General features: G+C 44.3%; 10 protein-coding genes. 1 reads left to right on the top strand and 9 read right to left on the bottom strand.

Features of this window, described 5'->3' with window-relative positions:
* Window positions 1-8: 8 nt before the first annotated feature.
* From nhaC to rluC, 9 genes are all read right to left on the bottom strand, one after another.
* On the bottom strand, window positions 9-1,487 hold the full coding sequence (gene nhaC, locus PN836_RS02495; protein ID WP_395343090.1) for a Na+/H+ antiporter NhaC: 1,479 nt from the start codon (window positions 1,485-1,487) through the stop codon (window positions 9-11).
* A 76-nt stretch (window positions 1,488-1,563) separates the two neighbouring features.
* Window positions 1,564-2,889 (bottom strand): sodium-dependent transporter, encoded by a 1,326-nt coding sequence (locus PN836_RS02490; protein WP_395343088.1) that lies wholly within the window; start codon window positions 2,887-2,889, stop codon window positions 1,564-1,566.
* Between the two features lie 168 nt (window positions 2,890-3,057).
* Window positions 3,058-5,091: a carboxy terminal-processing peptidase gene (gene prc, locus PN836_RS02485; RefSeq protein WP_395345430.1), complete on the bottom strand. Its 2,034-nt coding sequence runs from the start codon at window positions 5,089-5,091 to the stop codon at window positions 3,058-3,060.
* Window positions 5,092-5,273: 182 nt separating this feature from the next.
* The gene (gene proQ, locus PN836_RS02480) at window positions 5,274-5,939 is read right to left on the bottom strand and encodes an RNA chaperone ProQ (RefSeq protein WP_395343086.1); all 666 of its coding nucleotides are present in this window, start codon (window positions 5,937-5,939) and stop codon (window positions 5,274-5,276) included.
* Window positions 5,940-6,072: 133 nt separating this feature from the next.
* Complete coding sequence (locus tag PN836_RS02475; protein ID WP_395343084.1) at window positions 6,073-6,354, bottom strand: hypothetical protein; 282 nt, start codon at window positions 6,352-6,354, stop codon at window positions 6,073-6,075.
* Window positions 6,338-6,844, bottom strand: coding sequence for a GAF domain-containing protein (locus PN836_RS02470; protein ID WP_395343082.1), 507 nt, complete (start codon window positions 6,842-6,844; stop codon window positions 6,338-6,340). The genes PN836_RS02475 and PN836_RS02470 overlap by 17 nt, the downstream gene beginning before the upstream one ends.
* A 12-nt stretch (window positions 6,845-6,856) precedes the next feature.
* Window positions 6,857-7,609, bottom strand: a complete 753-nt coding sequence (locus PN836_RS02465; protein WP_395343079.1) for an SIMPL domain-containing protein — start codon at window positions 7,607-7,609, stop codon at window positions 6,857-6,859.
* A gap of 48 nt (window positions 7,610-7,657) precedes the next feature.
* Window positions 7,658-8,308, bottom strand: coding sequence for an HAD-IA family hydrolase (locus tag PN836_RS02460; RefSeq protein WP_395343077.1), 651 nt, complete (start codon window positions 8,306-8,308; stop codon window positions 7,658-7,660).
* A 1-nt stretch (window position 8,309) separates the two neighbouring features.
* Window positions 8,310-9,269, bottom strand: a complete 960-nt coding sequence (gene rluC, locus PN836_RS02455) for a 23S rRNA pseudouridine(955/2504/2580) synthase RluC (RefSeq protein WP_395343075.1) — start codon at window positions 9,267-9,269, stop codon at window positions 8,310-8,312.
* A gap of 572 nt (window positions 9,270-9,841) precedes the next feature.
* On the opposite strand from rluC, the gene rne reads away from it, so the two are divergent.
* Window positions 9,842-12,790 carry a ribonuclease E gene (rne, locus tag PN836_RS02450; protein ID WP_395343073.1) on the top strand — a complete coding sequence of 983 codons (2,949 nt, stop codon included), beginning with the start codon at window positions 9,842-9,844 and terminating at the stop codon, window positions 12,788-12,790.
* Window positions 12,791-12,848: the final 58 nt, after the last annotated feature.

The raw sequence follows: 12,848 nt of genomic DNA, 5'->3' as shown, positions 1-12,848 counted from the left end.
TGGGTTGCTCACTGTGCTTTTGAAGCTTCTTCACGCAGCGCTACTTTTGGTGGTTCTAATCGCAATATTTTAATGCCCATGTATGCATATATCACCGCTAATATCGGGTTTAGCAGATTGAAAAATGCATAGAATATATAAGAAAACGGATGCACGCCGAGCACACTATGCATATATGCGCCACACGTATTCCAAGGTATCAATGGGGAGGTGATCGTTCCACCATCTTCTAAGCTTCGTGAAAGATTTAACTGATGTAGATTACGCTTTTCAAACTCTTCTTTGTACATCCGTCCGGGCATAACAATACTAATGTACTGATCAGCAGTCACCAAATTAGTACCGATACACGTCAAAATTGTACGCGACACCATATCGCCCGCAGATGTTGCTCCTTTCAAAGCAGCTGAAACAATCGCCGTTAACAGCCCAACTTTTTCAAGCACCGCGCCAAATGACATGGCACATATAATCAGCCAGATTGTATTGAGCATGCTGGACATGCCGCCTCGCGATAGCAAAGAGTTTAAATTATCATCAGGTGTGGAAAAGCTTACGCCATCAAACAAAGCAGTCCAGACTACCATTAATGATGTGATGGTATCGCCAAACTCCGTTTCCAGCATACTGCTCACTAAAGAGGGTTGAAACAACAATGCCCAAATACCGCCAATCAGAGCGCCGATTGAAACCGCAGGAAAAGCCGGCATTTTATTTACCGCTAAAAACAGTAGAACAAAAAGCGGAATTAGTGTGTACCAAGCAATTGTAAATTCCGTTACCAGAAGCGCTTGCATGTCCGAGATACGAGAGCTTACAGCGGCTCCGTCCTCTTGAAAGCCTAAGATTGTAAACAGTATTAATGCAATGCAAAAACTAGGGACAGTTGTCCACATCATATATTTTATATGTTGGAACAAATCTGTTCCGGCTACGGCGGGCGCTAAATTGGTTGTTTCCGACAATGGCGAAAGCTTATCGCCAAAATATGCGCCTGAAACGATAGCACCTGCGGTAATCGCCAGGGATAAATCCATCCCCGTTGCTACACCGATTAAAGCCACACCAATTGTAGCGGCGGTCGTCCATGAACTGCCTATACTCATAGCAACAATCGCACAAATTAAACATGAAGCGGCGTAGAATAGACTGGGGTTTAGAATAGATAAGCCATAATAAATAAGCGTGGGAACCGTACCCGCCAACATCCATGTACCAATGAGCGAGCCAACCGCGAGTAAAATAAGGCACGCGCCAAGGGACATCGAAATGCCAGCAACAATCCCCTCCTCTATCGTTTTCCATTTATAGCCGTTTTTAAGACCTACACCCGCAGCCAAAAACATGCCAATTAAGAGCGCTATTTGATTCGGCCCGTATGAAGAGTCATAACCAAACAAATAAACAGATGAGCCCATCAAAAGTACTAACACAACGATGGGTACAAGCGCGTCAATAAGACTAGGTGCCTTGATTTGATTATCCATAACTTATTGTTGTTACCTTTTCTAAACGTGCATTCAGGCGAAATGCCCAGCTATACAAATATGACTTTACGCTGCGCTAAAACACGGAACGATAGAACATGACTGCAATGACTACAGGGCATACAAATTTAACGTACCAAGGCCAAATTTTCCAAAACACACTTTGCTCTATCGATACGTTGCCCTGCTTAAGCTCGCCTAATATCTCATTTCGTTTCCAAATCCAACCTGCAAAGATGCATAAGAATAAACCGAGAATGGGCTGACTATATTCGGTTGTAATGGAAATGACTAAACCAAATAAAACATCGAAGTTGAGCACAATAATCGTACTTAAAGCAAACACCAAAACCGTAATTAGCACAGTTGCTCGCTTTCTACGCAAACCTTTATTGTCCACTAAATAAGCAACAGGCACTTCTAGCATAGAAATGGACGATGTTAAGGCAGCGATGACCATTAAGGCAAAAAATGCACTTGCGACGAAAGTGCCAACAAAACCCATGGTAGCGAAAAGTGACGGCAAAACCTGAAATATCAGGGTTGGGCCTTCTATCAGTTTATCGCCGATGAATATTTCTACACCGTTGTTAAGCGCAACGTACATAGCGGGAATAATTAGCATGCCGGCCAAAATAGCGACACCAATATCCACAAGGGCGACAGATGCCCCTAGTCGAGGTAAGCTTTCATTCTTTTGTATATATGAGCCGTAAACCAGCATTGTCCCAACGCCTAAGGACATTGAGAAAAATGCTTGCCCCATAGCATCGACTAAGAGACCTGGCTCAACGGCTCTTGCAAAATCGGGTATTAGAAACGCTTTCCAACCGTCTATCGCGCCGTCTTGAAAGCTGACATACAAAATAAGAGCAATGATTAAAATTAGTAGGGTCGGCATTAGTCTAACCGACCACTTTTCGATACCGCCACTCACTCCACCAATAACCACAGCACAAGTGAAAGCTAAGAAAATACACATAAAGATGATATTACGAGCAATCGAGCTATCCGTTAGCCAAGGCAAATCAACAGTGATAATACTTAACACGGCGTCAATTAGGTGAGAAAACATCCAGCCAGCAACAATGCTATAAAACGCTAAAATGAAAATTACGGTAATAGCGCCAGCACTGCCTACAATGGAACCGAATGCGTTACCCGAAATACTGCGCAAGGCATCGATCATATTCGCTCGCTTTGCACGCCCAATGATCAATTCAGCCATTAGCACCGGATAGGCTAATAAAAAGGCCATAATTAAATACATCAGTACAAAAGCGGCACCACCATTTTCAGCAACTTTTGTTGGAAAACCCCAAATATTACCTAAACCGACAGCCGAGCCGGCAGCGGCCAGAATGAAACCAATACGGGAAGAAAACTGGCCACGAGACGCCATACAAACCTCTTGTTTTTATTATATTGCTTGTTTATTGCTTCGTTTACAGCAGCTGTATGCCGCTATGCATTACCAACGATAACAACAGTAGACCGTTGGTGCTAGGATTTTATTTATTCTTAAAAAAAAGGCCACGTATAACGTGACCTTTCTCAAGAATGATTAAATTTATGAACGACTATTCAAGGCGTATAAACCTGAGTCAATCATATCAAAAGTAATATTGGCTGCCTCGGTTAAGAAAGGGTCCAGCTCCTCCAATGCCTCTGGAATGTCATCGTCAAGTGATGCAAGCTTCTCCAAGCCCAGTCGCTCTAGTCGCTCATTCGTCCGAGCAAGCTGCTTCGCTTCATTTTCATCTTTTTCGGCAATGCGTTCTTTCTCGACCAAGGAAATGTACTTTTTATCTTTGTTTTTATTGTACTCTTTAATGTCATCAAAGATGTATTGAAACTCTGGGTCTTTTAAGGTTCTGGCCGCGTGCTTAGCTGCCAAGACATCTACCATCGCGCCTGCTTCTGGCAAACTCGTGTAATTGGCTTTTCTAATACTGTCCCATGGTAAAGCGTTTTCTTCGCGACTCTCGCCCCACTCAGCAGGGTCAATCGGAGATGGATATAAGATATCTGGCGTTACGCCTCTGTGTTGCGTACTACCACCATTTATTCGATAGAATTTAGCCATCGTAAATTGCACAGCGCCAAGCTTGTTTTCAAAAAAATCATACACTCTGCTTAATGAACGATGCTGTTGTACGGTCCCTTTACCAAAGGTTTGCTCACCAATTACGATCGCTCGATTGAAATCCTGCATTGCTGCAGCAAAAATTTCACTGGCTGACGCGCTAAACCGGTCCACTAAAACGGTTAATGGTCCGTCATACTGGACTTTCCCGTCCTTATCTCTGTTGACTTCGATATGGCCGCTTTCATGACGAATTTGAACGACTGGGCCTTTTTCAATAAATAAACCGCTCAGTGCAACTGCCTCTGGCAATGAACCACCGCCATTGCCTCGTAAGTCCACGATTAGGCCTTCTACCTCTTGCTCTTTGAGCTCGTCAAGAAGCTTGATAACGTCTGCGTGGAGTTTGTGATAGAACGAGGGTATTTCAATAACCCCGATACGCTTACCCGCATTGATGCCATCACTAGGCTCAATTACTTCTGCTTTCGCCGCCCTATCTTCTAGTTTAATTTTGTCTCGAGTGATGGCAACCTCAACGACTTTTTTGGTGCTTGTGCCACCTTTTTGGACCTGTAGTTTTACATCACTGCCTTTCGGGCCTTTTATTAGTTCAACCACTTCATCTAAGCGCCATCCTACAACATCAGTAAATGCGTCCTCATCTTCTTGTGCAACGCCAATAATCTTGTCTTCGGGCTTTATTTCACCGGATTTATCTGCAGGTCCACCCGGCACCACGCTCATAATTGTTGTATGGTCTTCTTCGATTCGAAGTACCGCTCCAATCCCTTCAAAAGATAGATTCATATCCATTTGAAAGCGTTCGGTACGTTGAGGAGACAAATAACTCGTGTGCGCTTCAATACTGCGTGCAAATGAATTCATCACCGCTTGAAACACGTCTTCACTTTTCGTTTGCGTCAGTCGACGCTGGGCACGCTGGTAACGCTTTGTGAGCAACTCTTGGGTTTCTTCCCAAGTTTTATCAGCAAGCTTAAGATTTAAAGCGTCATACTTTACGCGCTGACGCCATAGCTCTTGTATTTCTGCTTCTGATGCAGGCCACTGTGCATCTTCTCGGTCGTAATAAAACTTATCGCCTTGCTGCTCAAAATCGAAAGGTTCGTCTAGCAGGGTCAGCGCGTACGCGTAGCGCTCCTGACGGCGCTCCAAGCTGCGCTGATACATTTCATAGGCTAACTCAAGATTTCCGATGCGGATTGCATCATCAAACTTATCTTCATAAGCTGCAAACGACTTAACGTCATCCTGAGTAAAGAAATGCTTGCTGCTATCCAAAGCGTCAAGATATCGGTCATATACTTTTTCAGACAGCGCATCGTCTATAGCAATTTTTTTGTAGTGGGCGCGAGTAAATAGGTCAGAGATTCTCTTAGCTGCAATCGAGTGTTGCTTTTCCTGCTCAAGTGTCGGGATTTCAAAGCTTTCGGTAGTCGCTTCGGCATAAACAAAATTTGCGCTGAACGCCCCCAAGGACAGGCTCAGTCCCAGCATAGTACCGGCTAAAGTAAAACTACGTCGCTTCACTCCCTGCCCGTTATTACTGTTACAAATGGCGTTAGGCTTAACTTGCTTTTGATTGTCAGTGAAGCTCTGGCCTCTGGAATAACCCTTGTAATGCTTTGGCGTATTATGCATTCAACCTACCCTATAAAAACTGATTTGTGCGATGTCATCTAATCTTGAACAATAACACGCAGTTGCTGCTGTTGAACTTTGACTGTCATTCCGGAGTTTAGTTGCACAAACACTCCGTCTTTGCCGATGTCGGTTACTGTTGCAGGCATTGGCTGTTGCCCTACCTTTACAGATACCTTTAAACCTACTTTTAACCCATTTTCATCAATCGGGGCAACCTTCATACGAGGTTTGACTGCTTGCTTTACCTTACGGGCATCGCCGCCTTTGCTTGGACGACGGTTTTTCGCGTCAGGATATTTACTTCCTGAATTCGCTTTTGCTTTTGCACCCGATTTTGGTTTGTTAGCGGCTTTTTGCTGCTCGCGTTTTTCAGCGGCAAGTTTTTTACTTTGTGCCAATTGCTCAGAGGCGTGTGTAGCATGCTCGGCTTCAATAAGCTCGCCCGCCTCACCACTAAGGTCAACACGCGCCGCACCTTCTTTCATTGACGCTAGGTACTTCCAACCGCTGGTATAATGTCTTAACGACATCCTCAGTAACCGTTTACTGACAAACTCGGCGCCTTCAAGCTCTGTTGCAAGGTCTTGAAAAATACCAATCTTTAGAGGCTTGACCTCGCCGTTTAATACGAAACACTGTGGAAACCGTTTAGCTAAATAATCCAAAGTGTCTTTTACATTCGTTAATTTTTGTTGTTCCATCAAATCATCTTTTATCGATTAAATTTTTGTTAAGCGCGCATATATTTTATAAGGCCAAGAAAATTGGCCGAATTAAAAAGTGTGTTAGTTCTTTATCTACGTCAAATTGCTTCAATTAGGCGCATGCAATACATCAAGACTCAACTTCGTCGAGCCCTTCACTGAACAGATGATCCACCCAATCGAGTAAATCGTCAACCTCAATATCTATTAGATATCGGTCCTTGTGCCAATACTCCCAAGTTTTTTCTAACAAAGCTTCTAAATATGCGGTATCAATATCATCATCAGCTTGGTCGTAAACCATGTGCAAAATAATATTAAGCTTTTCACTCGCTGAGATGGCATCATCATGGTAATCATCCATATCATCGGGTGTGCTTAGTACAGTATGTATATCAACAAATTGTTTCATTTCTATAATGCGCTTCTAATTCTTTAACAATAGCTTCTAAACCAAGTTGATCTTCGGAGGTAAACCGTGCCAATGAAGGGCTATCAATATCTAGGACTGCAATCACAAGACCGTTCAATTGAATAGGAATAACAATTTCAGAGTTTGAAGCTGCATCACAAGCAATGTGTCCAGCAAATTGATGGACGTCGTCAACCAGAAGCGTTTGTTTGGATTGCGCGGCAGTTCCGCAAACACCTCTACCAAGGGCTATCCTGATACAGGCAACCTGCCCTTGAAAAGGCCCCAGCACCAGTTCATCGTCTTTGATCAAATAAAACCCTGCCCAGTTCACATCATCCAGATTGTTAAACAAAAGCGCACTTAAGTTAGCCAGGTTCGCAACCCAATCATATTCACCGGCTATGAGCGACTTCGCTTGCGCAAGTAAGCCAAGGTATTGCTTAGAGAGTGGCTCTGTTATCGGCGTATCTGCAGCCATTTCAGTCATAGTTTTCCTTCATCAGTTCGATTTTAAGGCCCTGCCAACGGAATGTATTTCAAACACCACTTGAACGCTTGCTGCAATCGTATTCTGACCGGGCAAGGAGCTTATTGCTTCACTGCTCTTTGCCATCAGCATACTCTCATTGCGCTCAAACATGTGCTCTGGGGGTGTCGTTCCATCGCTCATAAATAAGACATGGCCTAATTCCATGCCCATGTGCTGCGCCATGTCCTCAGCCTTCGCTTTTGCATTGCTTAATGCTTCTTTGACGAGTGCATCGCGTAAGGATGATTCGTCTTGTCGAATGAGTTCAAGTTGACCAATTTGCGTAGGCGCTTGACCTTTGGGTAGACCAGCAATTTTCTTAATTAATTCATCGAAGGCGTCGAGCTTCTCATGACTGAAGTAGATCGTGCGTCTGTAAACAAAGCCCTTATTGACTCGCTGGCGCTGATTATCCATACGTTCCGTCTCAAGCCAAGGGTAAACGGTTACATCCATTGAGCGGATGTTGTCTGCTTTGACACCTTCGTCTTTAAGTACCTTCGTGGCAGATTCAACACTCTCGTCCACTTTTCGCTTAACGTCGACCAAATCTGGCCCGCGTTGCTCGAAGCTAAAGCTCATCTTAAACGCATCGGGGACAACATTTTGCTCGGCGCTGCCGCTCACTGCAATGGTTCGTATCGTCTGCGCCTGCGCAGCAGACAATATGACAATGCTGAAAAATAGTGTCGCTATCGACAAAGTTTGTGTAATTGATTTCATCCAATATTCCTCTTTCTGCCGATTGCAAAGCAGTTTGCTAAACATTTTTTACAATAGATGCGTGTGTAATTCATCGAAGCGGTCAATAATGGCAATCGGACCATGCTTTTTCAAGGCATTTGCTTCATGAACGCCATAGGAAACACCTAAGCGGTCCATACCTATCGCCTCTGCCATTTGCATGTCATAAACGGTATCACCTATCATCAATGCATCACTGGCCTCAATTTGCCAGTGTTCCATGAGTTGGACAAGCATATCCGGAGATGGTTTTGATTCAGCGTCATCCGCACAGCGTGATTGGTCAAATAGATGCCCACTATTGGTTTGTTGCCATGCTCTGTTAAGGCCTCGTCTTGCCTTGCCAGTCGCAACACCTAGCACATAGTTTTGAGATAGCTGCGTCAGCGTTGATATTGCCCCCTCAAACAAGGGACTTGGTGTTTTGTCAGATTCCAGAAATATGTGTTTATAGTGCTCAGCCACCCTTTGTGCATCCTTAATCTGAATAGAAAACAACTGAGCAATGGCCGGAAGTAAACTGATGCCGATAATTTGTCGTACGTCCTTATCAGTCGGTATCGTTAAACCACAAGCTTTGGCAGCCATTTGCATGCAAGAGACAATTTTCGCAGCAGAGTCCATGACCGTGCCATCCCAATCGAATATTAAATGAGAATAAGGTTTGTTAATTTGCATTTTATAAAGTCTTTTTCACTATGGCGGCTAATTTTTTATCATAGGGTGCTTCAAACGAAACTTGTTGCCCGGTTTTAGGATGAATAAAGCGAATCTGCGCGGCATGAAGACAAAGTCTATTACAGCCCTGCTGTTTTACAAATGCATCAAATTCACTATCACCATACTTATCATCGCAAGCAATAGGATGCCCTGCATGCAAACAATGAACACGGATTTGATGGGTGCGACCAGTGATAGGCTTGGCCTCAATCAGGGATGCTTTGCTGTAGGCCTTTAAAATTCTAAATTGAGTTTCGCTGGGTTTACCTGCATCGTTTACCTGAACCATTCGTTCACCGCTTTTTAGGGTGTTCTTGTGAAGTGGTGCTTTCACTTTAAAACGCTTTTGCGGCCAATGTCCTTTTACTAGTGCATGATAAATCTTATCGACTTGATTATTTCGCAGCTGTTCATGCAAATGCCTAAGCGCTGAGCGCTTCTTTGCGATTAACAAACAACCAGAGGTATCTCTGTCCAAGCGATGCACCAACTCTAGAAAAGGGGCTTGCTTACGCAAAATTCGTAAACCCTCAATCAGCCCAAAACTTAGGCCGCTGCCACCATGTACTGCTATCCCCGACGGTTTGTTTATCACGATGATACGATCATCCTCAAACATAATCGCGTCTTCGAGATACTCCACCTTTGCACTGGATACATTGGCGGGTCCCGGCGCTTCTAAGCGAATTGGAGGTAATCGAATTTCGTCATTCTCTGCAAGCTTATATTCCGGTTTAGCGCGCTTTTTGTTTACCCGAACTTCACCCTTTCGCAGAATTCGATAGATTTTGCTTTTGGGCACACCTTTTAACACACGAATTAGGTAATTATCTATTCGTTGTCCTTGTTCATCGGCTTCGATTTGAACAAATTGAACGCGATCGAAGTCATCTGCGGTTTTTACCCTAGTTTTATCCATAAGCTCATGTTTTTTAAAATAACCGTGCTGTATAAGACCTTGTAAAAATTGTAAAAAATTTTGACAATTACATATATTGAAGAATTTTTATGTGTTACCCTGTGCTCGCGTGAACGGCTACTTGCATAAGTGAAGGGTAAAAACCCAAGTTCGAGTAAATAGGCTCGGCGCAAGCAGGCGCAACTTAAGGTTGGTAATACTATCGAGTTCTACACGCAATAACCATAAGTTTAAAGACGTTCAAATTAAGACTGCATGTTTTATGCACGATCACCAAGCCGTTATTACAATAGAATTAACGTGACTTCAGATTCTTACATTTGAACCATTATAAAAAAGTCAAAAAGACTTACGTAACAAATAGAAGTAAAGAGGCGCACATAAACCTCTTTATGCTAAAAACAATTTAATTCTATCAACAAGCATTAGCTTGATACGGTTATACTCGCACACGCCGACATGAACAGTTTAGTTTTGCGTGGCGCACAATTTGATAGCACTTTGCACAATCGTGAGATTCTGCGGCGAAGCTGTTTGTTACTAGGTCTGGATGAATAACAGAGCTAGAAAATATGAAACGTATGTTAATAAATGCAACTCAACAAGAAGAGTTGCGCGTTGCCCTGGTAGATGGGCAAAAACTTTACGACTTAGACATTGAAAGTCCGGGTCACGAGCAAAAAAAAGCCAATATCTATAAAGGTACGATCACTCGGGTAGAACCTAGTCTTGAGGCTGCTTTTGTCGATTATGGCGCAGACCGTCATGGTTTCCTTCCCCTAAAAGAAATTGCAAAAACTTACTTCCCAAAAGGTTACAAATTCGAAGGTCGTCCTAACATCAAAGAAGTGGTTAGCGAAGGCACGCAAGTCATTGTACAAATTGATAAAGAAGAGCGCGGACAAAAAGGCGCGGCTTTAACCACCTTTATTTCGCTTGCTGGCAGTTACTTAGTTCTCATGCCAAACAATCCACGCGCAGGCGGTATTTCAAGACGCATCGAAGGTGATGAACGCACTGCATTGAAAGCAGCCTTAGGTGAGCTGGACGTACCCAACGGAATGGGCCTCATCGTGCGCACTGCGGGTGTTGGCAAACCTGCCGATGATTTACGAGACGATTTAAATACGCTGATCCATCACTGGGGCAAAATTACGGACGTTGCAGAGTCACGTGACGCACCGCTATTAATCCATCAAGAAAGTAACGTCATTGTCCGCGCCATTCGAGACTACTTGCGCCGCGACATTGGTGAAATATTGATTGATAGTGAGGCAATTTACGAGCAAGCCGTGCAGCACATGGAAACATGGCGTCCTGACTTTGTTAGTCGTGTTAAACGCTATCAAGGCAGTGTTCCATTGTTTTCGCATTATCAAATTGAAAGCCAGATTGAGTCTGCTTTCCAGCGCGAAGTAAGATTGCCATCAGGCGGGTCAGTTGTGATTGACCCAACTGAAGCGCTCACCTCAATAGATATTAACTCTGCCCGTGCAACAAAAGGTGGAGACATTGAAGAAACAGCGTTTAATACTAACTTGGAAGCGGCAGATGAAATAGCGAGACAACTTCGCTTGCGCGATTTAGGTGGTTTAGTGGTCATCGATTTTATCGATATGTCACCCGTTAAGCACCAGCGCGAAGTCGAAAATCGCATGAAGAATGCCGTAGAGAGCGACCGTGCTCGCATTCAACTTGGCAAAATATCTCGATTTGGGTTACTTGAAATGTCGCGTCAAAGACTACGCCCGTCGTTGGGTGAGTCTGCTCATAATGTATGTCCTCGCTGCGATGGCCATGGGACCGTTCGCGGCAATGAGTCTCTAGCATTATCTGTATTGCGGATCATTGAAGAGGAGTGCATTAAAGACAACACAGGGCAAATTGAAGCACAGTTGCCGGTTGCCGTTGCTACCTACCTTTTGAATGAGAAAAGAAGTGCGATACAAGGCTTGGAGAAGCGCCATGGCGTGAATTTGCTGATTATTCCTAATCCAAACTTAAGTACGCCTAAATACCAAATTCTTCGCCGTAAAAGCTCAGAAATATCTGAAGACATAAGCTATAACGTCGATTTGATTAAAGAACCGGAAAATGAAGCTGATAGTGCTTCTACAACTATTGTTAAAAAAGAAGAGCCCGCATTAAAAGGGATCACAGCGCCAACTAAAACAGCAAGTGACAGCCCAACTACTGAAAAGCCATCAAACGCGCCAAGCGAGCCGGGGCTGATCACCAAGGTGGGAGCGTGGCTCAAAGGTTTGTTTGATACTGAAGAAGAGCAAACAAAGCAGCCTGCTAAACGAGAAAATCAACGACGTTCGCAAAACCGAAATAATAAACGTCGCCAAGGTCAAAATCGTAATCGTCGTAATAATGAGCGCACCAACACCTCAGATCGTCCATCTTCGCAAGCGAAAGCTAATGAGCAAAACCGTGGCAAAGGCAGAGATGCTCAGAACGACAGTAAAGCGGCTAAGCCTGCTCGTCGTTCTGACAATCGCAATACCAATAAAAAAGCGAGCGAAAAAGAGCACTTGGAAACAACAAGTGTTGATGAGCAAACTATCGATGAGCAAAGCACTCAAGTAAAGCCGAAGCGAGAAGCGCGTAAAAAGCCCCCTGCCCAGCGCAGAGCTAGACGTCCTGCTCGTCAAAGTGTAAGAGTATCAGATGATGACGGCAAACCTACGCCGATATCAGAGGCAGTGCAAGCAAAGGCCGATGATTCGTCAAGCACAGCTGCCTCTGATGTAACAGTGGACGCTGCCAATACATCAGCTGATCAAGGCGATAATACAGAAACTCGGGTAGCCTCAGAAAGTGTTGCTGCTGCGGAAATAACGGAACAATCTCAGAATATCGAAAATCAGGACGGTAGTGAGACCGAAGTAAAAGTAGCAGAGAAACCTAAGCGCAAACCCCGAAAGTCAGCACGCCAAACAAAAGCTGAGGCTAAGAAGCTTGAAGATGACGCGAATAGCACTGAAGGCACTCAAGACACGAAAAGTGATGATGAAGCTGTGCAGCCAGAGCTTTCCTTTAGCGAAACAAAACCGGATGAGCTTCCAGTTGTGGTGACGCAAAAGGATGATGCCGAGCCATCACAGGCTGAACCTGCATCAGTTGAAACTGAAAATGCAAATCTTGCTGAGCAATCATCTCAGCCGGTACAAGCTGAAATTGCCTTAGATGCGCAAAGCGAAGCAGAGCCTGCAGAGCAAACGCCCAACCCTGAGCCAGATGCAGAAGCTAAGCCACCTAAAAAACCAAAAGCGAAAGCGAAGGCCAAACCGAAGAAAAAGGCAAGCGACAGCGATGAAAAGCAAATACAAGTACCGCTTAATCGTGTGTCTCACCCCATGGCAAATCCTGCTTCAGTCGATATGCCTGAGCCACGAGAGTATTTAGCGAAAAGTGATGCTGACCGAGGTGTATTTGAAGGCGCAGGGGAACCCGCATTGATCTCTAATGCATCATCAAAAGCAAGTGCGCCGATGGCGACACCTCCAAACAGCTAATATCAAGCTTTATTTGCATACAATAAAGCCCTCTTGACGAGGGCTTTACATTTGGTGC

It is taken from the genome of Ningiella algicola (genome assembly GCF_028401415.2).
Lineage (GTDB): Bacteria > Pseudomonadota > Gammaproteobacteria > Enterobacterales > Alteromonadaceae > Glaciecola.
This window is presented reverse-complemented; position numbering and strand designations above follow the sequence as displayed.

Bases quoted from the DNA above. Each gene is read 5' to 3' on its own strand.
- nhaC (WP_395343090.1), bottom strand. From the start codon at position 1,487: ATGGATAATCAAATCAAGGCACCTAGTCTTATTGACGCGCTTGTACCC.
- PN836_RS02490 (WP_395343088.1), bottom strand. From the start codon at position 2,889: ATGGCGTCTCGTGGCCAGTTTTCTTCCCGTATTGGTTTCATTCTGGCC.
- prc (WP_395345430.1), bottom strand. From the start codon at position 5,091: ATGCTGGGACTGAGCCTGTCCTTGGGGGCGTTCAGCGCAAATTTTGTT.
- proQ (WP_395343086.1), bottom strand. From the start codon at position 5,939: ATGGAACAACAAAAATTAACGAATGTAAAAGACACTTTGGATTATTTA.
- PN836_RS02475 (WP_395343084.1), bottom strand. From the start codon at position 6,354: ATGAAACAATTTGTTGATATACATACTGTACTAAGCACACCCGATGAT.
- PN836_RS02470 (WP_395343082.1), bottom strand. From the start codon at position 6,844: ATGACTGAAATGGCTGCAGATACGCCGATAACAGAGCCACTCTCTAAG.
- PN836_RS02465 (WP_395343079.1), bottom strand. From the start codon at position 7,609: ATGAAATCAATTACACAAACTTTGTCGATAGCGACACTATTTTTCAGC.
- PN836_RS02460 (WP_395343077.1), bottom strand. From the start codon at position 8,308: ATGCAAATTAACAAACCTTATTCTCATTTAATATTCGATTGGGATGGC.
- rluC (WP_395343075.1), bottom strand. From the start codon at position 9,269: ATGGATAAAACTAGGGTAAAAACCGCAGATGACTTCGATCGCGTTCAA.
- rne (WP_395343073.1), top strand. From the start codon at position 9,842: ATGAAACGTATGTTAATAAATGCAACTCAACAAGAAGAGTTGCGCGTT.